This is a genomic window from Kitasatospora acidiphila (genome assembly GCF_006636205.1).
GTDB classification, from domain to species: domain Bacteria; phylum Actinomycetota; class Actinomycetes; order Streptomycetales; family Streptomycetaceae; genus Kitasatospora; species Kitasatospora acidiphila.
This window is the reverse complement of the sequence record NZ_VIGB01000003.1, coordinates 7,243,310-7,263,260: the sequence shown is the minus strand read 5'-3', so window position 1 is coordinate 7,263,260 and position 19,951 is coordinate 7,243,310. Positions and strand designations below refer to the sequence as shown.

14 protein-coding genes, 1 tRNA gene and 1 pseudogene are annotated in these 19,951 nt (G+C 72.9%); 9 read left to right on the top strand and 7 right to left on the bottom strand.

The genetic code is table 11. From position 1 onward, the window contains the following. Nucleotide 1 precedes the first annotated feature (1 nt). From E6W39_RS34335 to E6W39_RS34320, 4 genes are read left to right on the top strand one after another with little or no spacing between them, the layout of a single operon-like run. Nucleotides 2-1,273 carry a glycosyltransferase family 4 protein gene (locus tag E6W39_RS34335; RefSeq protein WP_141636796.1) on the top strand — a complete coding sequence of 424 codons (1,272 nt, stop codon included), beginning with the start codon at nucleotides 2-4 and terminating at the stop codon, nucleotides 1,271-1,273. After that, nucleotides 1,270-2,592 carry a UDP-glucose dehydrogenase family protein gene (locus E6W39_RS34330; RefSeq protein WP_141636795.1) on the top strand — a complete coding sequence of 441 codons (1,323 nt, stop codon included), beginning with the start codon at nucleotides 1,270-1,272 and terminating at the stop codon, nucleotides 2,590-2,592. The genes E6W39_RS34335 and E6W39_RS34330 overlap by 4 nt, the downstream gene beginning before the upstream one ends. A gap of 11 nt (nucleotides 2,593-2,603) precedes the next feature. Beyond that, a complete protein-coding gene (locus E6W39_RS34325; RefSeq protein WP_141636794.1) occupies nucleotides 2,604-4,196 on the top strand; it encodes a glycoside hydrolase 5 family protein in 1,593 nt (530 codons plus the stop codon). Nucleotides 4,197-4,230: 34 nt separating this feature from the next. Continuing rightward, the gene (locus tag E6W39_RS34320) at nucleotides 4,231-7,935 is read left to right on the top strand and encodes a choice-of-anchor D domain-containing protein (protein WP_141636793.1); all 3,705 of its coding nucleotides are present in this window, start codon (nucleotides 4,231-4,233) and stop codon (nucleotides 7,933-7,935) included. A gap of 62 nt (nucleotides 7,936-7,997) precedes the next feature. Here E6W39_RS34320 and E6W39_RS34315 read toward each other — a convergent pair whose 3' ends face one another. Then, nucleotides 7,998-10,616: a SpoIIE family protein phosphatase gene (locus tag E6W39_RS34315; protein WP_228718497.1), complete on the bottom strand. Its 2,619-nt coding sequence runs from the start codon at nucleotides 10,614-10,616 to the stop codon at nucleotides 7,998-8,000. A gap of 184 nt (nucleotides 10,617-10,800) precedes the next feature. Further along, nucleotides 10,801-11,070, bottom strand: coding sequence for a LapA family protein (locus E6W39_RS34310; protein ID WP_141636791.1), 270 nt, complete (start codon nucleotides 11,068-11,070; stop codon nucleotides 10,801-10,803). A 42-nt stretch (nucleotides 11,071-11,112) separates the two neighbouring features. Here E6W39_RS34310 and E6W39_RS34305 point away from each other — a divergent pair, with 42 nt between their 5' ends. Continuing rightward, the gene (locus E6W39_RS34305; RefSeq protein WP_141636790.1) at nucleotides 11,113-11,733 is read left to right on the top strand and encodes a hypothetical protein; all 621 of its coding nucleotides are present in this window, start codon (nucleotides 11,113-11,115) and stop codon (nucleotides 11,731-11,733) included. Nucleotides 11,734-11,735: 2 nt separating this feature from the next. Here the strand turns inward: E6W39_RS34305 and E6W39_RS34300 are convergent, their stop codons facing one another. Continuing rightward, nucleotides 11,736-12,203 carry an amidohydrolase family protein gene (locus tag E6W39_RS34300; protein ID WP_181799572.1) on the bottom strand — a complete coding sequence of 156 codons (468 nt, stop codon included), beginning with the start codon at nucleotides 12,201-12,203 and terminating at the stop codon, nucleotides 11,736-11,738. Nucleotides 12,204-12,330: 127 nt separating this feature from the next. Here E6W39_RS34300 and E6W39_RS34295 point away from each other — a divergent pair, with 127 nt between their 5' ends. Continuing rightward, nucleotides 12,331-12,876: a DUF1707 and FHA domain-containing protein gene (locus tag E6W39_RS34295; RefSeq protein WP_141636788.1), complete on the top strand. Its 546-nt coding sequence runs from the start codon at nucleotides 12,331-12,333 to the stop codon at nucleotides 12,874-12,876. Nucleotides 12,877-12,990: 114 nt separating this feature from the next. On the opposite strand, the pseudogene E6W39_RS34290 reads toward E6W39_RS34295, so the two are convergent. Further along, nucleotides 12,991-16,172: pseudogene (locus E6W39_RS34290) on the bottom strand (bifunctional cytochrome P450/NADPH--P450 reductase). A 198-nt stretch (nucleotides 16,173-16,370) separates the two neighbouring features. Between E6W39_RS34290 and E6W39_RS34285 the strand changes: the two are divergent. Next, a complete protein-coding gene (locus E6W39_RS34285; RefSeq protein ID WP_141636787.1) occupies nucleotides 16,371-17,048 on the top strand; it encodes a PAS domain-containing protein in 678 nt (225 codons plus the stop codon). Between the two features lie 27 nt (nucleotides 17,049-17,075). Here E6W39_RS34285 and E6W39_RS34280 read toward each other — a convergent pair whose 3' ends face one another. From E6W39_RS34280 to E6W39_RS34270, 3 genes are read right to left on the bottom strand one after another with little or no spacing between them, the layout of a single operon-like run. Further along, complete coding sequence (locus E6W39_RS34280) at nucleotides 17,076-17,570, bottom strand: nucleoside deaminase (protein WP_141636786.1); 495 nt, start codon at nucleotides 17,568-17,570, stop codon at nucleotides 17,076-17,078. A gap of 38 nt (nucleotides 17,571-17,608) precedes the next feature. Then, nucleotides 17,609-18,274: a TetR/AcrR family transcriptional regulator gene (locus tag E6W39_RS34275; protein WP_141636785.1), complete on the bottom strand. Its 666-nt coding sequence runs from the start codon at nucleotides 18,272-18,274 to the stop codon at nucleotides 17,609-17,611. 14 nt (nucleotides 18,275-18,288) lie between these two features. Continuing rightward, nucleotides 18,289-19,047, bottom strand: coding sequence for an SDR family oxidoreductase (locus E6W39_RS34270; protein ID WP_141636784.1), 759 nt, complete (start codon nucleotides 19,045-19,047; stop codon nucleotides 18,289-18,291). A 172-nt stretch (nucleotides 19,048-19,219) separates the two neighbouring features. Here E6W39_RS34270 and E6W39_RS34265 point away from each other — a divergent pair. Both E6W39_RS34265 and E6W39_RS34260 read left to right on the top strand, forming a co-directional pair. Then, nucleotides 19,220-19,293, top strand: a tRNA-Ile gene (locus E6W39_RS34265). Nucleotides 19,294-19,378: 85 nt separating this feature from the next. Further along, nucleotides 19,379-19,948 (top strand): SUKH-4 family immunity protein, encoded by a 570-nt coding sequence (locus tag E6W39_RS34260; RefSeq protein WP_141636783.1) that lies wholly within the window; start codon nucleotides 19,379-19,381, stop codon nucleotides 19,946-19,948. The last annotated feature ends 3 nt before the right edge of the window (nucleotides 19,949-19,951 follow it).

The window sequence follows — 19,951 nt, the reverse complement described above, 5'->3', positions numbered from 1 at the left end:
CGTGCGGATCCTCCAGCTCACCGACTTCTACCGACCGACCATCGGCGGCCTGGAACGCCATGTCGAGTCCCTCTCCACCGAGTTCGTCCGGCACGGCCACGAGGTGACCGTGCTGACCCTGCGGATCGGCGACCGTCCCACCAGCGAGGTGATCGACGGCGTCCGGGTCGAGCGGGTGCCCAGCTGGTCGGGGCGGCTGTCGGGCCTCTACGCGGACGCCTCGCGCCCGTTCCACCCGACCGTGCCGGACCCGGGGGCGCTGGCCGCGCTGCGGGCGGCGGTCAGACGGCTGAAGCCCGACATCGTGCACAGCCACAGCTGGCTGCAGTACTCGTACTTCCCGCTGTTCCGCCGCGCGGCCGAGGCTCCCGGGCACGTGGTGACCCTGCACGACTACGGGCTCAGCTGCGCCAAGAAGACCAACCAGCAGGACACCGGCCCCTGTTCGGGCCCGGCGCTGGCCAAGTGCGTCAAGTGCGCGGCGGCCGGCTACGGCACCGTCAAGGGCGTCGCGCTGGCCGGCGGCCTGCACGCCTCCCGGGCGCTGCACGGCCGGGCCGACGCCTACATCGCGATCAGCACCGCCGTGGCGACGGCCTCCCAGGCGGCACTGCTGCCCGAGACCGACCTGCGGGTGATCCCCAGCATGGTGCCGCGCGGCATCGCCGAGCTCGCCGAGACCACGCCCCGCCCCGACTTCCTGCCGGCCGAGGACGGCTATCTGCTCTTCGTCGGGGCTCTCGGGCCGCACAAGGGTGTCGACGTGCTGCTGGAGGCGCACCGGCGGCTGCGGCACAAGGTGCCGCTGGTGCTGATCGGCACTCCACGGGCCGACACGCCGGCGATCGACGACCCGGCGGTGACGGTGGTCCGCGACGTGCCGTCCGCGCAGGTGATGGCCGCCTGGCGGCGCGCCTCGGTGGCGGTGGTGCCCTCGGTCTGGGAGGAGCCGCTGGGGCAGGTCGCCGTGGAGGCGATGCTGGCCGGCCGCCCGGTGGTGGCCTCCGCCGTCGGCGGGCTGCGGGACGTCGTCGAGGACGGCGTCACCGGCCTGCTGGTGCCGCCGTCCGATCCGCAGGCCCTGGCCGACGCGATCGACCGGCTGCTCGCCGATCCGCAGGAGCGCGCGCGGTTCGGCGACCGCGGCCGGGAGCGGGCCGCCGCCTTCACCGTCGAGGTGGTGGCTCCCCAGGTGCTCGACCTGTTCACCGAGGTGCTGGCGCGCCGTCGCGCCCACCAGACCCCCGTCCCGCAGAAAGTGAGTCAGCGATGAGGATGACTGTCGTCGGCACCGGCTACCTCGGCGCGACCCACGCGGCCTGCATGGCCGAGCTGGGTCACCAGGTCGTCGGGCTGGACACCGACCAGGCCAAGATCGAGCGGCTGACCGCCGGTGAGGTGCCGTTCTACGAGCCCGGCCTCGCCGAGCTGATGCAGCGTCAGATCATTGCGGGCCGACTGGAGTTCACCACCGACCCGGCCCGTGCGGTGGCCGGATCGCAGGTGGTCTTCCTCTGCGTCGGCACCCCGCAGAAGCACGGCGAGTACGCCGCCGACCTGAGCCAACTGCACGGCGCCACCGACACCCTGGCACCGCTGCTCGACCAACCCTGCCTGGTGGTGGGCAAGTCGACGGTGCCGGTGGGCACCGCGGCCGCGCTCGCGGAGCGGATCCGGCAGCTGGCCCCGGCCGGGGCCGACGTCGAACTGGCCTGGAATCCCGAGTTCCTGCGCGAGGGTCACGCGGTGGACGACACGCTGCGGCCCGACCGGCTGGTGATCGGCACCGCCTCCGGGCAGGCCGAGAAGACCCTGCGGGAGGTCTACGCCCCGCTGCTGGACGCCGGAGTGCCGCTGCTGGTCACCGATTTCGCTACCTCGGAGCTGGTGAAGACCGCCGCCAACGCGTTCCTGGCCACCAAGATCTCGTTCATCAACGCGATGGCCGAGGTCTGCGAGGCGGCCGGGGCCGATGTCTCGCAGCTGTCCGCCGCGCTGGCCTACGACCCGCGGATCGGCGGCCGGTTCCTCAACGCCGGGCTCGGCTTCGGCGGCGGCTGCCTGCCCAAGGACATCAGGGCGTTCATGGCCCGGGCCGGCGAGCTCGGCGCCGACCAGGCGCTGACCTTCCTGCGCGAGGTCGACGAGATCAACATGCGCCGCCGGGTGCGCACCGTGGACCTGGCCCGGGAGCAGGCCGGCGGCTCGCTGCTCGGCCGGCGGGTCGCCGTGCTGGGCGCGGCCTTCAAGCCCGAGTCGGACGACGTGCGCGACTCCCCCGCGCTGCACGTGGCCGCCGCCGTGCAACTGGCCGGTGCCCATGTGCGGGTGTACGACCCGCAGGCGATGGCCAACGCCAAGCGCACCTTCCCCGGCCTCTCCTACGCCGGCTCGGCGCAGCAGGCCGTCGAAGGCGCCCATGTGGTGCTGCTGCTGACCGAGTGGCAGGAGTTCCTCGACCTCGACCCGGCCGGGCTCGGCAGCCTGGTGGCGGAGCGGCGGGTGGTCGACGGCCGCAGCTGCCTGGACGCCGACCGCTGGCGCGCGGCGGGCTGGACCTACCGCGCGCTGGGGCGCCCCCGGCAGGGCTGACCGGCCGCGCAATGGTGACTCGTAGATTCGCCAAGGGCCGGCGGTGGCCGGTGCTGCTTCTGGTGGTGGCGCTGCTGACCGCGCTGGCGGTGCACTTCGCCGACTCGGACGGCACCGGCGGCGGCGCGGCACGGCATGCCACCGCCGTGCCCGCCTGCACACCGTGGCAGGCGGCCGCCACCGGCCCGGACGCCGATCCGCGGTCAAGCGCGCGGCAGTTCGCCGCGCGCTCCCGGCTGGCCGGCCTCAAGCTGCTCAGCTACTACCCGGCGCAGGCGCCGTGGAGCCGGATGTGGCAGGACTGGCATCCGGGCCGGATCGATTCGGACTTCGCCCGGATCAACGGGCTGGGCGCCAACGCGGTGCGGCTGATGGTCCATGCGGAGACCTTCGGCTACCCCACCCCGGACCCGGCCCGGCTGGCCGAGCTACGGCAGGCGATCGAGCTGGCGGCCCGGCACAGCCTGGCCGTCCAGCTCACCCTGTTCGACTGGTGGGACGACTACCCCGACCTGGTCGGCAGTGACCGGTGGGCGCACGGGGTGCTCGATCCGTACCGCGACGACCCGCGGATCGCCTTCGTCGAGCTGAAGAACGAGGTGGACCCCGGCGACCGGGCGGCGGCCGACTGGGTGCGCCACGAGCTGCCGGTGGTCCGCCAGGCCGCCGGCCGCATCCCGGTGACCGTCTCGGTGACCGGCTCCGACCCGGTCGCCCGGCTGGCCGCGCTGCGCGACGCGCTGGCCGACGACCCGCCCGACTTCTACGACCTGCACTACTACGGGGAGGCCGGCTACGCCCGCGCGGTCTTCGAGGCCGCCGAGGCGGTCGTCGCGCCGGCCCCGCTCTACATCGGCGAGACCGGCACCGCCACCGGCCCCGGCGACGGCGCTGCGCAGGCCCAGGCCGAGGCCGCCCAGGACCTGTACCTGCGCACGGTCGAGTGGGCCGCCAGGTCGGCCGGCCTGCCCGCCGCCGCGCCCTGGATCTTCCAGGACATCTCCCCCGGCGACGTGCCGCAGGGCGCCTCCCGGGCCCCCGAGGACCTGGACTTCGGCCTGCTGCGGGCCGACGGCAGCGAGAAGCCGGCGGCTGCCTCGCTGCGCGCCCAGTTCACCGGCCCGGGCATCGGCACCGACTTCAACGGCGACCTGTCCGGCGGCCAGGACGGCACCCCCGACGACTGGACCCCCCACGACGCCTCCGCCGCCCAGGCGTTCTGGGACTCGCAGGACGGCCACCGGACGCCGGGCAGCGCCGTGCTCAGCGGCACCTCCGGCGGTGCCGGGCGCAGCCCGTCCTTCATGGTGGAGCCGGTCGAGCAGCCCACCGCCGCCGGCCAGCGGGTGCGGCTGACCGCCTGGGCGCGCGGGGTGCACGCGACCGGGCGCAGCACCATCGCGATCACCTGGTTCGACCGCAACGGCAGCTACCTGGGCGAGGACGAGTCGCCGCCGCTGCCTGCGGGCAGCAGCAGCTGGCGCCCGCTCAGCGTCGACTCGACCGCCCCGGCCTGTGCGGCGGCGGCCGTGCTGGCGCTCAAGTCCCGTGGCAACACCGGTCAGGCGCGGTTCACCGAGGTCGCCTTCACCGTCCATCCATAACCCCGTCACCGATGCTCCGCCAGAAGGGACACCCATGCCCAAACCGCCCTCCCGCCCGCTGAGTGCCTTACTCGCCAGCGCGCTGTTCCTCGGCATAGCCCTGACCTCCGGTCAACTCTCCCTGGCCGCACCGGCGGTGGCCGACGAGGCCACCGCCTCGCAGGACACCCTGCGGACCGGCTGGGACCAGAACGAGCCGGGCCTGACGCCCTCCCAGGTGGCCGGCTCCGACTTCGGCCGGCAGTTCTCCACCGCCGTCGACGGCCAGGTCTACGCCCAACCCGTGGTCACCGGCGGCACGGTGGTGGTCGCCACCGAGAACGACAAGGTCTACGGCGTCGCGGCGGCCAGCGGCGCGACCACCTGGTCCCGCGACCTGGGCTCGCCGTGGCCCGCCTCGGTGCTCGGCTGCGGCGACCTGACGCCCAACATCGGCGTGACCGGCACCCCGGTGGTGGACAGCGCCACCAACACCGTCTACCTGACCGCCAAGGTCAACGACGGCCCGGACAGCTCGCACCCGCACTGGTACGTGCACGCCATGGACGCGACCACCGGCGCGGAGCGCCCCGGCTGGCCGGTGACCGTGCAGGGCTCGCCGGTCAACAACCCGGGCCGCACCTTCGACCCGCTCTACGCGATGCAGCGCCCCGGCCTGCTGCTGATGGGCGGCACGGTCTACGCGGCCTTCGGTTCGCACTGCGACCTGGGCAACTACGTCGGCTACCTGGCCGGCATCAACACCACCAGCCGGGCGCTCACCCTGTGGGCCACCGAGGACGCCTCGTCCAGCGCCAAGGCCGGCATCTGGCAGAGCGGCGGCGGCCCGGTCTCGGACGGCGCCGGACGGATCTTCGTCACCACCGGGAACGGCGTCTCCCCCGCGCCCGGCCCCGGCACCAGCCCGCCGGGCCAGCTCGCCGAGTCGCTGGTGCGGGTCGGCGTCAACGGCGACGGCTCGATGTCCGCGCAGGACTTCTTCAGCCCGTCCAACGCCAGCGTGCTGGACCAGAACGACACCGACTTCGGCTCCGGCGGCCCGATCGGCCTGCCCGGCCCGGCCTTCGGCACCACCGCCCATCCGCACCTGATGGTGACGGTCGGCAAGGACGGCCGGATCTTCCTGCTCGACCGCGACAACCTCGGCGGCCGCTCGCAGGGCCCGAACGGCACCGACGCGGTGCTCGGCACCAGCGGGCCGTTCGAGGGCGTCTGGGGCCACCCGGCGGCCTTCGGCGGCACCAGCCCGTTCATCTACACGGTCGGCAGCAACGCGCCGCTGCGGGCCCTGGCCTACGGCACCACCGGCTCCGGCCAGCCCGCGCTGACCAGTACCGGCACCAGCAGCGGCACCTTCGGCTACTCCTCCGGCTCGCCGATCGTCACCTCCAGCGGGACCGACCCGTCGACCGCCCTGGTCTGGGTGGAGTACAGCGACGGCGCCAACGGCGCCAACGGCCAGCTGCGCGCCTACGACGCGGTGCCGGTCAACGGCGTGCTGAACCTGCGCTACTCCGCGCCGATCGGCACCGCCTCGAAGTTCGCCGTCCCCGCGACCGACAGCGGGCGGGTCTTCGTCGGCACCCGGGACGGCCACCTGCTCGCCTTCGGCCGCCCGTCCGGCGCCGCGCTGAGCGGCACCGCCGTGGACTTCGGCGACGTGGCGGTGGGCAGCACCGCGAACGGCACGGTGACCGTGACCGCCACCCGGACCGTCACCGTCTCGGCGCTGACCGCCAGCGCGCCCTTCGCCGCGCCGCAGAATCCGGTCCTCCCCACGACCCTGACGGCGGGTCAGACCCTCAGCGTGCCGGTATCGTTCAGCCCGACCAGCCCTGCCGGCGCGATCGGCCAACTGGCCCTCACCACCGACGCCGGCACGCTCAGCGTGGGCCTGAGCGGCTACGGCCTGCACCCCGGGCTGACCGTCACACCGGCCGCCCTGGACTTCGGCGAGCTGCCCACCAGCCTCACCAAGACGCTGGGCGCGACCTTCACCAACACCGGCAGCACCGCGGAGACGGTCTTGGCCACCACGGCGCCCGACTCGCCGTTCCAGACCGGTGACCTGCCGCCGGCCGGGACCGTGCTGCAGCCCAAGCAGTCGCTCATCGTGCAGGTGTCCTACGCCCCGACCGCCGCCCGGAGCGACACCGGTTCGCTCGCCGTCACCAGCACGAGCGGCACCGCCACCCTGAACCTGACCGGCAGCGCGGTGGTCGGGCAGGCCGTGCTCACCCTCACTCCGTCCGGCACCGACTTCGGCTCGATGCTGGTCGGTCAGACCGCCCTGCGGTCCTTCGACATCAGCAACACCGGCAACATCCCGCTGACCATCACCAAAGCCGCCCCGCCGGCCGCCCCGTTCGCGGCGATCAAACCGGTGGCCGAGGGCCAGCAGCTCGGCCCCGGGCAGGTGATCCACCAGACCGTCAGCGTCACGCCCACGGCGGTCGGCGCCGTCACCGGCACCTACCAGATCACCTCCGACGACGGCCGCGGCCCGCAGCCCGTCACGCTGACCGCGACCGCCACCGCGCCGACCACGCCCACCCGGGTGACCGTGCCGGCGCCGGGCGCGGGCGGCTGGCAGCTCAACGGCTCGGCGGCGCTGTCCGGCACCGACCTGCAGCTCACCCAGGCCGTGGCCCACCAGGCCGGCTCCGCGGTCTACCCGACACCGGTGCTGACCGACGGGCTGACGGCCGGCTTCACCTCGGTGATCGGCGGCGGCAACGGCGCCGACGGCCAGACCTTCGCGCTGCTGGACCCGGCCGCCAACACGGCCAAGTCGCTCGGCTGGTCCGGCGGCGGGCTCGGCTACCAGAGCCTGACCGGCGTGGCCGTCACCATGGACACCTTCAAGGCCACCGGCGCACCGTCCGGCAACTACATGGCGATCACGGTCAAGGGCGGCACCGGCTTCGTGCAGACCGCGACCAACGTCCCGAACCTGCGCTCCGGCCCGCACGCGGTCTCCGTCTCGGTCAGCGGCACCACCCTCACGGCGTCGGTCGACGGCGTGCAGGTGCTCAACGCGAGCGTGCCCACGCTGCCGCCGGCCGCCCTGGTCGCCTTCACCGGCGGCACCGGCGGGCTCGACGACATCCACACCGTCCGCGACGTGAACATCCAGGCCAACGGCTACGCGGTGGCCCCGCCCGGCCTGGGCGGCTGGACCTACAACGGCTCGGCCGCGATGTCCGGCACCGACCTGGTGCTCACCCAGGCGGTGGCCAACCAGGCCGGCAGCGCGTTCGCCGCCACCCCGGTCGCCTCCGCCAACCTGCACGCCCACTTCACCGCGCAGATCGGCAACGGCACCGGCGCCGACGGCCTGGCCTTCGTCCTGCTGGACGCGTCCAAGGCCGGCCCGACCGCGCTCGGCGGCTCGGGCGGCGGCATGGGGTACGCCGGACTGCCCGGTGTGGCCGTGGTGCTGGACACCATCAGGCACACCGGCGACCCGTCGAACAACTTCGTCGCGGTCGCCACCGGCGCCGTCAACAACCGCCTGCAGTACGCGGCGACTTCGACCACCGTGCCGCAGCTGCGCCAGGGCACCCACACGGTCGACGTGACCACCACCCCGGCGGGTCACCTACAGGTGGCGATCGACGGCAAGCAGGTGATCGACACCCCCGTCACGCTGCCGGCCAATGTGCTGACCGGGTTCTCCGGGGCCACCGGCGGCTACACGGACGTGCACACGGTGCGGGGGGTGAGCATCGGGTACTGAGGCAGCACCGCTGACGGGCTCGCGGGGCGGGAACGGCCGTTCCCGCCCCGCGAGCCGCGTTCCTAGCCGCTCTCGTCCGAATCGGTGGCCGAGGGGGGCAGCGACTGCTCCGCCCAGATGATCTTGCCCTGCGGGGAGTACCTCGTGCCCCAGCGCTTGGTGAGCTGAGCCACCAGGAACAGCCCGCGGCCGCCCTCGTCCATCGTCGCCGCGTACCTCAGGTGCGGAGAGGTGTTGCTGCCGTCGGCCACCTCGCAGGTCAGGCCGCGATCACGCAGCAGCCGCAGGCGCACCGGCGGCGAGCCGTAGCGGATGGCGTTGGTGACCAGTTCACTGAGGATCAGCTCGGTGCTGAACTCCAGGTCGGCCAGGCCCCATTCGTCCAGCTTCGCGGCGGTCCACGCCCGGATGTCGGCGACGGCGGCCGGATCGAACGGCACCTCCCGATCGGCGACCCGCTCCGCGCCGAGCACCCGCGTCTTCGCTATCAGCAGCGCCACATCGTCCTGTTGGCGGGCCGGCAGCAGGTCATCGAGCAGGGCCTGGCAGTTCTCCTCGGGCGACCGGTCCTGGCGGCCGGAGAGCGCCTGGCGCATGAGCTCCATGCCGATGTCGAAGTCCCGGGTGCGGTCCTCGATCAGCCCGTCGGTGTACAGGACGATCTGGGTGCCTTCGTCCAGGTGGACCTGCGCCGTCTCGAACGGCATCCCGCCGCCCGCACCCAGCGGCGGGCCGATCGGGAGCTCCGGGAAGACGACGCTGCCGTCCGGCCCGAGCAGCGCGGGTGCGGGGTGTCCGGCCCGGGCGATGCTGCAGAGCCGGGAGACCGGGTCGTAGATCGCGTACAGGCAGGTGGCTCCGGTGACGCCGGTGCCGGTACCGCTGTCGGTCTCCTCCTGGTCGATGCGGTCCACCAGCTCGTCGAGGTAGCCGAGCAACTCGTCCGGCGGGAGGTCGAGGGTGGAGAAGTTGTGCACGGCGGTGCGCAGCCGGCCCATGGTGGCCGCGGCGTGCAGCCCGTGGCCGACGACGTCGCCCACGACGAGGGCGACCCGGCTGCCGGGCAGGGGGATCACGTCGAACCAGTCGCCGCTGACTCCCGACTGTGCGGGCAGGTAGCGGTGCGCGACGCCGAGGGCACTCTGCTCCGGGAGGGCGCGCGGCAGCAGGCTGCGCTGCAACGTGACCGCCATGGCGTGCTCACGGGTGTAGCGGCGGGCGTTGTCGATGCTGACGGCGGCCCGTGCGGCCAGTTCCTCGGCCAGCGCCAGGTCCTCGTCGTCGAACGGCTCGGGCTTCTGCGCCCGCCAGAAGTTGGCGACGCCCAGGATGATGCCGCGCGCCGTCAGCGGAGTGGTGATGAGTGAGTGGACCCCGTAGTCGACGATCTGCCTGGTCCAGTCCGGGTCCTGGGCCTGCCAACCGGGAGCGGCCGAGAGGTCGGGAACCACCTGCGAACGCCCGCTGCCGAAGCCCCGGGCCTGGGGGCTGGACGGGATGAAGGCGATCAGCCTGCCGCGCGGGTAGAAGGGATCGTCCTCGCGGATCCCGTGGACCGTGACGCGCCGCAGGTCCTTCCCGGTGCCGGTGGGCTCGTCGCCCTGCAGCACGGGGTCGGCGAGGTCGACGGTGACGAAGTCCGCGAGGCCGGGAACGGCGACCCGTGCCAGCTCCTCGGCCGTGCGCACCACATCGAGGGTCGTGCCGATGCCGACGCCTGCCTCGTAGAGCAGCGCGAGGCGGTTGCCCGCCACCTCGGCCTTGCCGGACAGCGCCAGGAGCTCGGTGGAGTCGCGGATCGTCGCGACCGTTCCCATCCCGCCGCCGTGGCGGTCGGTCGGCCGCTGGTTCACCACGAGCAGCCGGCCGCCCGCCGGAAGCACCTCGTCCGTGGCCACCCTGCCGGACAGCAGCAGTTCCGCGGCGTCCGGGTCGAGGTCCCGCAGTTCGCCCAGGTGCCGGCCCTCCGCATCGGCCGGCAGTCCCAGCAGCTCCCTCGCCTCGTCGTTGGCCAGGAGCAGCCGCCCGTCCTGCCCGACGATGACCACGCCCTCCCGGACCGCGTGCAGCACGGCGTCGTGGTGCTCGTACATCCGGGTCATCTCTTCCGGCCCCAAGCCGAGCGTCTGCCGCTTCAGCCGCCTGGCCACCAGGGCGGTCCCGGTCGTGGCCACCGCGAGTGCGGCGGCGCCGGCCCCGAGGATGACGGGCAGCTGCCGGTTCCCGGCGGTGGTGACGTGGTTGACCTTGAGCCCGGCCGACACCAGGCCCACGACCTTCCCGTCGGGTGCGGTGACGGGAACGATGGCCTGGACCTCGTGCCCGAGCGGTCCGTACACGCTCTCCGTGTAGACATGGCCGTCCAGGGAGGGACCGATCGTGCCGACGAAGTGCTTGCCGATCTCACTCGGGATGGGGTGCGTGTAGCGGATCCCCTGGGTGTTCATGATCACGATGAAGTCGACGCCGGCCGGTCCGCGCGCCGCCTCCGTCAGCGGCTGCAGGATCGCCGACGGGTCGGGCGACTCGAGCGCCGGAATGATCCCGGGCGCATGCGCGAACGACTCCGCGACGGCCACCGACCGGTTGCGGGCCTCCGTGTCGCTGTAGTTCCGCTCCTGGAGGACCAGCGCCAGGATCGCCCCGAGGACGAGCAGCAGCACGACCGCGACCTGCAGCATGAATACCTGTCCGGCAACGCTGCGGGACTTCTTCCGAAGGCCCCTCTTCGCATTCGGCGACTGCTTCGATACGGTCCGGATTCGGTCGGCGTATTCGACCATGCGTCATTTCTAACACCGCACTACGGGCAACTACGAAGCCGTTTGCGGATGCGCGGACGCGCAATCCGCAGGAGGCTCCGTTTCAGCGCTGGGGCCGGTCGCCCTTCGGCCCGCGGCGGGCCAGGAACCAGCCGATCACGAGCCCGGTAGCCAGTGTCACGGTCAGGACCGCCCAGAGCGGGAGCGTCACGGTGGCGACCCAGAGCCGGACGGAGACCGAGCCGGTGTTGGCCGCGATGAACCAGACGGCGAGTACCGCCAGGACGGCCATTCCGATCGTGCGCAACCGTACGGTTCGACCCTTCACCGTGATGGAGGAGCGGCTCTGCGGCGGACGGGTGTTCTTCGCCATGGTTCCAGTATGTGTCCGGGTCCGGGGTCCGACCATGTCGCCATGGACATCGAATCGCTCGCTCGCACCCGCCGCGCACTGCACGCCGTCGCGGAGCTGGTGATGGCGGGCCCGCAGTTCCGCAGCAGCGGCACGATCAGGCTGCGCTGCGCCCTCGGCGGCTTCGCCACCGTGACCGAGCCGAACGTGCAGGTCGTCGGCGCGGACCTGGTGGTGCCCGGGCAGCGCCTCTTCCTGGAGCGGACCAGCTGTGCCGCGCTGGGGGCCGCGATCGGGGTGGTGCCCGGTGCGCCCGAAGGGCTCTACCAGGGCGGCTCCGGTGTCGGCCCCGACGACGTGATCGAGGCCGAGCCGCAGTCGGCGCATCTGCTCGCGCATGCCTTCGCAGTCGGCGATGCGGCGCTGCGCCTGGGCTTCCCCGGGACGGAACCGGTCATCTGGCCAGAGCACTTCGACATCGCCGTGACCGTGGCCGGGGTCGACTACGGGGTCTCCCCGGGCGACGAGTTCCAGGCGGAGCCGTACGCCTACGTCGGCCCGCCCGTCCCGCAGCAGGGGAAGTACTGGAACGCGCCGTTCGGGGCGGCGGCCGCGGTCGGTGAACTCGGCGGTGTGGACGGCCTGCTGGCCTTCTTCGAGCGGGGCCGTCGGCTCATCGGCTGACCTCACCCGGTCAGCGGTGCCAGGCGGGCGGCGAGCTGCGGGAAGAGCGGCAGTGCGTTGTCGGCGGCGATGGCACGCGGGGTGTGGTCGCTGAAACCCGGATAGTCGGCCAGGCCACGGCTGTTGGCGGTGATCAGGGGCTCGGGGCTGAAGGGGTGGTCCGTGCCGAACAGCAGGTGCCCGGGGTCGGCCAGCTCCAGCAGGGCGGACAGCGAGTGGGGGTTCGCACCGAGGGCCACGTCGTAGTAGAGGCCGCGCAGTTGGGCCATGACGCTCTCGGGGCTGAGGTGCGCTCCGGGGGTGAGCGCGGGCTGCGCGGCGAAGGCGGAGATCCGCCAGGCGAGCGCGGGCACGGCTCCCCCCGCGTGCGGGAGGATGATGCGCAGGTTCGGATGGCGGGTCAGCGCGCCGGTGTAGATGAGATGCGTGACGGTGCGGGCGACGTCGAAGACGGTATGGGTGGCGGGCAAAAAGGTCAACCATGTTGACCTTTGGCGGAGCGGCCGCAGCGGGCAGGTGGGCCCGTAGTGTCCTCGAACTGCCACAGCTGCGGCCGGACGCTGGACGGCCGGGCACGACGGCGCCGACAATCGGCGCATGAGGCCTGCCGAGTTCCCGACGTACGAGGTCCGGCCGTCCGAGACCGATCGGGAGCGGGCGCTCGAGGTGCTGCGGGACGGTGCGAGCAGCGGCAGGCTGTCGCACGACACCTTCCTCGGCCGGATGGAACTCGTCCTGCACGCCACCAGCCGCGCCGAGTTGGACGCGGCGCTGGCCGGCCTCCCGCTCGGCCGGCCGCTGGAGACCTTCCTGCTGCGGACGGTGGGTCGGGTCTCCGGGTTCCGGGCGCGGCTCGTCCGGGCCTGGCGCACCGCGCGGCTGCCCGGCCTCAACTTGCCGCAGGCCGGGGCCCGGACGCTGACCATCGGCCGGATTCCCGGCTCCGGACTGCGACTTCAGGACTCCTCGGTCTCCCGGCGCCACGCCGAACTGCGGCGCGAAGGCGACGGCTGGGTGCTGTACGACCTCGGCTCGGCCAACGGCACGCATGTGAACGGGCACCGGATCGCGGGCGCCGTGCGGGTCCGCGCCGGGGACCAAGTGCGGTTCGGCAACCAGGAGTTCCGACTGGCGAACGGCTAGGGGCGTCGGCTTGGGCAGCTGAGGGGGACAGGACCGGCCCTGTCGGCCTGGTGGTCGGCCGGGGAAGGTGCGGCGACTCGATGCGGCAGGGCCGGTGCTCGGTGCCAGGGGCCGTCAGCCGGCGTAGACGTCCTCCACGTACCGGCCCTGGTCGACCAGTTCCTGGAGCCACTGCCGGGCGGCGGCCTCGTCGGCGCCCAGGGTGTGCTCCAGGTACAGCGCCTGGAAGGCGTCCCGCACGCCGGGGGCCATCCGGGCGCCGTCTCCGCAGACGTACACCTCGGCGCCGGACTGCAGCAGTTGCCACACCTCCGCGCCCTCGGCCGCGATCCGCTGCTGCACGAAACGCAGCCCGTTCGCCAGGGCTTCGCTGAACGCCGGGCGCATCGAGACCGCCCCCGCCAGTTCGGCGGCGCGCAGCTCGTCCGCGTGCAGGTAGTCGGCGTCCGGGCGGTCGCAGCCGAAGTAGCAGAGGGCCGGGGCCAGTTGCGCTCCGGAGGCGAGCAGGGCGCGGCGGTCGGCGATGGCGCCGCGGAACGGCGCCAGCCCGGTGCCGGCGGCGATCATGATCACGGGGGTGCGGTGGCCGATCCGGAACGCCTCGCGGCAGGGCTGGATCCGGGCGAGGACGGTGTCACCGGGCCGGATGCGCGCGAGGTGGCCGGAGCCGGTGCCGCGGTAGGTGCCGCGGCCCGAGCGGGCGGGGGCTTCGAGCAGGGAGACCATCAGGTCGATCCGGTGCGGGTCGTCGGTCGGCGAGGACGACACCGAGTAGTGGCGCGGCCGGATCGGGGGCAGCAGCTCCAGCAGGACGGGCCAGGTCAGGGCCTCGCGCAGGGCCGGGTGGTCCTCGATGAGGTCGAGCAGCGTCCGGGGTCGTCGGCGGCTATCGCCCGCAGCGCGGCCCGCTCGGGCGGGCAGGGGTTGAGCTCGGCCAGGGTGGCCAGCCGGTCGGCGGTCGGGCGGTCCTGCAGCTCGACCTGGTGGGTGAGCAACTCCCGCACGGTCAGCGGCCGGTCGACGGCCAGGCCGGTGCGGCGAGGCGCGACGATGTTGAGCAGGGTGTCCGGGTCGGCGCCCAGCACCCGGGCGGCGCGCTCGACCAGGGCGGGGTCGTTGGCGGGGAGCACGGTGAGGTGGTCGGCGGTGCGGTAGGTCTCGCCGTCCGGCAGCGCCAGCCGGACCAGGCGCTTGACCCTCGGGTAGGCCGGGTCGGTGAGGGTGTCGACCGAGGTGACGGTCATCGCGGTCATGCCGTGCCGGGCCGCCAGCGCGTCCAGCGGGCCGCCGGTGACCTCGGTGACCCGGTAGCCGTCGCGCTCGGGTGCGGTGGTGGTGCTGTCGGGGTCGCCGTGGCGCTCCAGCAGGGCGGTGCGCAGCGCGGCGGTGAACGCCTTCACCGTGCCGGCCAGGTCGCCGGAGGCGTCCGCCTCGGTCCGCTCCAGCAGCCGGGTGCCGCCGAGCGCGGCCAGCCGGTCGTCGATCAGGGTGGGGATGCGCTGGTAGGTGGCGGCCCAGTTGCGGTCGCCGACGCCGAGTACCGCGTAGTCCACGCCGTCCGCGGCGCCCTCGGCCGCGGTCTCCAGCCAGCCGGTGAAGGCCGCCGCGTCGTCCGTGGGTTGGCCGTTGTACGAGGCCGCGGTGATCACCACGGTCCGGTCGGTGGGCAGCGCGCCGGTGTGCGCGTCGAGCGGGGCGACGGCGGTGTCGCAGCCGATCTCGGCGGCGGCGTCGGCCAGTTGCCGGGTGAACTCGCGGCAGGCGCCGTAGTTGGAGCCGTGCAGGAGCAGCACCCCGGTGCCCTGGCGGACCCGGGCGGGCAGGCCGGCGTCGTCGGCCGGTTGGCCCTGGGCGGCCGCCGGGTGGGCCACGGGCGTGCGCGGTGCCGGGGTGGGCGTGCGCCGGGCCAGGGTGAGGGTGAAGTCGTCGGGCTTGATGGTGAGGGTCTGTTTGATCGCCAGCTGGTAGTCGGTGTGGTCGATCAGCCGGTAGCGGTGGACCAGCATGGCGAGCAGCATGGTGGCCTCGTGCAGGGCGAACTGCCGTCCGATGCAGGCGCGTTCGCCGGTGCCGAAGGGCTTGAACGCGTGCGGGGAGCGGGCCGCCTCGAGCTCCGGGTCGAACCGGGCGGGGTCGAACAGCTCCGGGTTGTCGCCCCAGACCGGGTCGCGGTGCAGCATCGGGGTCAGCACCAGCACGGGCTGGCCGGCCCGCAGCGGGATCCGACCGCCGAGCAGGGTGTCCTCGTGGGCCTGCCGGCTGAACGCCGGCGCGGTCGGCCACAGGCGCAGCGTCTCCAGGAGCACCTGGCGGGTGTAGCGCAGGCGGGCGATGTCCTGGTACGACGGGTCCGGGTCGGCCTGGTCGCCCCACAGCCCGTCCACCTCCTGCTGGAGCAGCCGGAGCGCGGTCGGGTGCTTGACCAGGTGGTAGAGGGCGAAGGCGAGCATGCCGGAGGTGGTCTCGTGGCCGGCGATCAGGAAGGTGATCACCTGGTTGCGGATGTTCTCCGGGTCCAGCGTGGTGCCGTCGGCCGGGTGGGTGGCCTCGAGCATCAGGCCCAGCAGGTCCTGGACGTGGTCCCGGCCTCCGTCATCGGTCGCACCCTTGGTGCGGGCGGCGATCACCTCGTCGACCACCGAGGCGAGGTAGTCGGCGTCGGCCCGGAACGCCTCGTCCCGCTCGGAGTAGTCGACGCCGGGCGCCCGGGAGATCCGCGTCATCGCCCACTCCAGGCAGCGCACCATGCCCTCGACGAACGGGTGCGGTTCGGCGCTCTCGAACGAGCCGAAGTCGAAGCCGAACCCGGCCAGTCCGATGGTGTCCAGGGTCATGCGGGTCATGTCGCCCGGCACGTCCACGGGCTCACCGGCGGCCGCCCGGCGGTCCCAGGAATCGATCAGGCGGCGGGCGACCCGCAGCATCACCGGGTGGAAGGTGTGCATCGAGCCGAGCGCGAAGGCCGGCATCAGGATGTCATGGGCCTTGAGCCAGTTGGGCTCCTCGTTGTAGGCGGTGAACAGGCCGTCCCCGGTGAACTCCCGGACGTTCAGCAGACCGGCTCCGATGCCCTTGGCGAACCGCCGCTCGTCCGCCAGCTCGGTGGCCAGCTCCAGGCTGCTGACCATCACGAGGTCGTTCCCGTGCATGCGCTGGACGAAGGCCGGACCGTACTGCCGGGCCAGCCCCATGAAGCGCAGGATCGGCGCGGTGGCCGGGCCGGCCTGGGAGACGTCCACCACGGGGATCGGGCCGTCGGTGCTGACGGCATGCGGGGTTAGCAAGGTCTCGGTCATGACGCGGGTCGCCTTCCGCAGTAGGAGATCACCAGTGCCGCGCGGACGGGTGGATCCGTCGGCGGCCGTTATCCACTCTGAGCTTCCCGAGGCGGCTTGGCGTCCCGCCGGACTACATGATTCTGTAGTGCCAGCGGCGGCGGGGTTCTTGCCTACACGGCGTCAGATGTGGCACGCACCAAGGATCGGAATGCCGATATGGGTCTTGAAGCGGGCGAGCCGCCGAGCCAGGCGCTCCCGGAGGACCCGCGCGAGCTCGCGATCCTCTGGCGCAACCGGTTCCTGATGCTGTTCGACCATCTGCCGCTGCCCATCGCGGTGTGCGACACGGTCGGCGTCGTCCACGTCGCCAACCGGGCGATGGGTGCCGAACTAGGAGCACTACCGGGTCACTTGAGAGGGCGGAAGGTCCTGGAGCTGCTCCGGCCGCAGGGCCGCAGACCACTGCGCCCGGTCATGGAAGCCGTCCGACTGCAGCGCCGCTCCCAGTACCCGATCGAGGTGCTGTGGACCGCCGCCGACGGCACCGAGCGCCGGGGCGAGCTGACCATCGAGCCGGTCAGCGACCTGCCGGACGACGACCCGAAGCTGCTGCTGTGGCTGCGCACCCCGGGTCCTTCGGCCACCGCACCGGCGGCCCGGCCGACCGAGCGGGTCAGCCCGGTCGAGGCGCGCATCCTCGCCGCGGCGGCCCGCGGCGCCACCACGGCCCAGATCGCCAGGGAGGTCGACCTGACCGTCGACGGCGTCAACTACCACCTGACCCGCCTGACCCGCCGCTGGCACGTCCCCAACCGCACCGCCCTGGTGGCCCGCGCCTACGCCACCGGAGTCCTCTCCCCCGACGCCTGGCCACCCCGCCCGGAAGGCGAATGACGGACCGTCAGAATGAACCGGTGGGTGCTACCCCCAGTACCCGAGGTGCACCTCGGCAGCCTCGTCGTAGAGGTACGGCCCCGACACCTCGACCGTGTTCCCGCCGGCCGCGAAGACCTGACGGCACGGCAGATCGAGCAGCGGCTCCTCGGGGTCGGCTCCGGCGATGACGTTCAGTTCCGTCGCCGCGAGCGCGTAGACCACCCGCCGGATGCCGCTCCAGTAGATCGCGCCCGAGCACATCGCACACGGTTCGGTGCTGGTGTACAGCGTGGCCCCGACGAGCTGATCCGGCGCCAGCGTGCGCGACGCCAGCCGGACCAGGTTGGTCTCCGCGTGGCCGGTGGCATCGTGCTCCGTGATCACGGTGTTCTCGGCGGTGAGCAGGACGCTCCCGGTCGCGTCGGTCAGCAGCGCGCCGAACGGATGGTTGCCGCGCTCGCGCGCGCGGCCCGCGAGGTCGATGGCCGCCAGGAGGTGGGTCCGGTCCCGGTCGGTCGGGGTGTTCGAAGCTGGTTGCATGGTGTGCTCCTCATGGGGGGAAGTGGGACGGTGCCGGGTCACCCCGCCGGGGCGTTCCACAGCTCTCGGAGCTCCGCCCAGTCCGGCGCCGGGCCCGGCAGCGCGGTGGGCGCACTGGTGGCCGAGGTGCGCAACCCCCCTAGGACCACGTCGAGATGGCGCAGATTCAGCTCGGCGGCACGTTCGGCGGGGACGGGGAGCCTGGCAGTGAGGTGTTCGAGCAGCAGCGGCAGGTCGGCGGAGGTGAAGTCGGCCCGCAGCACCCCGGCTCGATGCGCGCTCCCCACCAGGGCGTCGAACGCGGTCCTCAACCGGTCAGCGGTGGCGTCGACTTCATCGGTGGCCGGCAGTCGGCCGCCGAGCACCGGAAGCAGCGGAGCGCCGAGGCCCTGGGCGGACAGCGCGTCGTGCAGGAAGCGGGCGAAGGCGGCCCAGGGCTCGCTCTCCTCGGCGCGAGCCGTGTCCGCCAGGGCGATCAGCTGCTCCATGCCCACGATCCGCATCCGCTGGGCCAGTTGCTCCTTACTGGGGTAGCGGCGGTAGAGACTGCCCATGCCGATCCCGGCCCGGCGGGCGATCGCCGAGACGGGGGCCTCCCAACCCTGCTCCGCGAAGACCTCGCGCGCGGCCTGAAGGAGGCGCAGGTCGTTGTCGTCCGCCTCCCGCCGCCGTCCGCGGGGTGCACCGGTTCGCATGTCACTCATGGCGATGGACTCCTCTACATCCGGGCCACGCCGTGGCCGCCGTCGACGGTGAGGACCTCGCCGGTGACGAAGCCCGCCTGCTCGCCGACCAGCATCGCGATCGCCCGGGCCACGTCCTCCGCTTCGGCCACCCGGCCCAGCGGAGTGCGCTCCGCGAGCCGCCGCTGCAGCTCCTGCGGCATGTGGGCGCTGGCCTCGGTGCGCACGAAGCCGGGCGCCACGACGTTGACGTTGACACCGAGCGGACCGGCCTCGAAGGCGACGAAGCGGGCGAAGGTGTTCAGGGCGGCCTTGGCGGTGCCGTGCGCCGCCATGCCCGGGGCGGGCGGGCCATCGGCGACGGCACTGGAGACGTACACGATCCGACCCTGCCCCCGGGCGCCCATGATCGCCAACGCCTGCTGGGTGAGGGTGTAGGCGGAACCGAGTTCGTTCGTCAGCTTGGCCTTGAAGTCGTCCCAGGGCAGGTCGAGGACGGGGGTGGGCGTGAAGCCGGCACCGGCGTTGCAGACCAGGACGTCCAGGCGCCCGTCGGGTGCGGAGCGCCGGATCAGCTCCGCCGCCTGGCCCGGGTCGAACACGTCGGCCTGCACGGCGAACGCTTCGCCGCCGCCCTCCTCGATGGCGGCGACCACCTGCTCGGCCGCATCCCGGTTCGAGAAGTAGTTGACGGCCACGCGGTACCCGCGAGCGGCGAGCTCGCGGGAAGTAGCCGCGCCTATGCCTCGGCTGCCGCCGGTCACCAGGGCCGTGGGCCGGGTCGTCGCTGTCATGGAACCTCCAGGGTCGGTCGAAGGGCTTCCGGAGCCATCGACCCTATCGGAGCGGAGCGCTCCGCTCAAGAAGGAGCGCGAGCGGGAGGCGTGACGAATCCCCGAAGTGATGCGGAAGGCGGAATGAATTTGTGGGACCAGCGGTCGGTCGGTTAACGTTTCCGCGCGGCAAGGGCCTATAGCTCAGACGGTTAGAGCGCTTCCCTGATAAGGAAGAGGCCACAGGTTCAAGTCCTGTTAGGCCCACCGGCACGGAACGCCCGGAGTGGACACCCACTCCGGGCGTTTCGGCGTTCAGCAGTTCGGTGCGTCTCGGGGAAGGGGGCGGGGCATGGGCCCGCTGATCGACCGTGCTCGGATGGCGGCGGTCTTCGCCCCAGAGGATCTGCTCACCTCGGCGGACGATGTACTGGCCGGGATCGCCCACGCGCCGACGCGCGCCTTCCTGCGGGACGTCGGCCTTCCCGACCGCGTGGGGTGGTTCGAGTCGGATCAGCGCCTTGCGGACGGCAAGGTGCTGATCGGAGGCGAGGCCTGGCAGCGGGTCGCGGAGCGGTATCCCGCGTGTCCGTTCGACATGTCGGTGTGGCTGACGCTCGGCGGCATCGCCCTCGACGACGTGATAGTGGATACGGTGACCGGCGTCGTGTACTGCATCCCCGACGGGGGTGCTCCGCACCGCCTGAACAGCAGCGTCGACGCCCTGGCGTACTTCCTGCACGCTCTCGAGGTCGAGCGCGACAACTACGATCCGGAAGCCGACGGCGACGGCCTCGACCCGGACGGCGCCGAGGAGCGGCTGCTCGAACTGATGCGCGCCGCCGACCCGACCGCACTGGAGAACCCCAGGTCGACCTGGTACATGGTCCTGCGCTACGTGGGCAACTGGATGCAGGACTAGCAG

What these genes read in the sequence shown, in the direction of transcription:
- E6W39_RS34270 (WP_141636784.1), bottom strand. Translation starts at nt 19,047, where the DNA reads ATGACAGCGACGACCCGGCCCACGGCCCTGGTGACCGGCGGCAGCCGA.
- E6W39_RS34295 (WP_141636788.1), top strand. Translation starts at nt 12,331, where the DNA reads ATGAGGCCTGCCGAGTTCCCGACGTACGAGGTCCGGCCGTCCGAGACC.
- E6W39_RS34260 (WP_141636783.1), top strand. Translation starts at nt 19,379, where the DNA reads ATGGGCCCGCTGATCGACCGTGCTCGGATGGCGGCGGTCTTCGCCCCA.
- E6W39_RS34325 (WP_141636794.1), top strand. Translation starts at nt 2,604, where the DNA reads ATGGTGACTCGTAGATTCGCCAAGGGCCGGCGGTGGCCGGTGCTGCTT.
- E6W39_RS34305 (WP_141636790.1), top strand. Translation starts at nt 11,113, where the DNA reads ATGGACATCGAATCGCTCGCTCGCACCCGCCGCGCACTGCACGCCGTC.
- E6W39_RS34275 (WP_141636785.1), bottom strand. Translation starts at nt 18,274, where the DNA reads ATGAGTGACATGCGAACCGGTGCACCCCGCGGACGGCGGCGGGAGGCG.
- E6W39_RS34285 (WP_141636787.1), top strand. Translation starts at nt 16,371, where the DNA reads ATGGGTCTTGAAGCGGGCGAGCCGCCGAGCCAGGCGCTCCCGGAGGAC.
- E6W39_RS34280 (WP_141636786.1), bottom strand. Translation starts at nt 17,570, where the DNA reads ATGCAACCAGCTTCGAACACCCCGACCGACCGGGACCGGACCCACCTC.
- E6W39_RS34310 (WP_141636791.1), bottom strand. Translation starts at nt 11,070, where the DNA reads ATGGCGAAGAACACCCGTCCGCCGCAGAGCCGCTCCTCCATCACGGTG.
- E6W39_RS34315 (WP_228718497.1), bottom strand. Translation starts at nt 10,616, where the DNA reads ATGCTGCAGGTCGCGGTCGTGCTGCTGCTCGTCCTCGGGGCGATCCTG.
- E6W39_RS34320 (WP_141636793.1), top strand. Translation starts at nt 4,231, where the DNA reads ATGCCCAAACCGCCCTCCCGCCCGCTGAGTGCCTTACTCGCCAGCGCG.
- E6W39_RS34330 (WP_141636795.1), top strand. Translation starts at nt 1,270, where the DNA reads ATGAGGATGACTGTCGTCGGCACCGGCTACCTCGGCGCGACCCACGCG.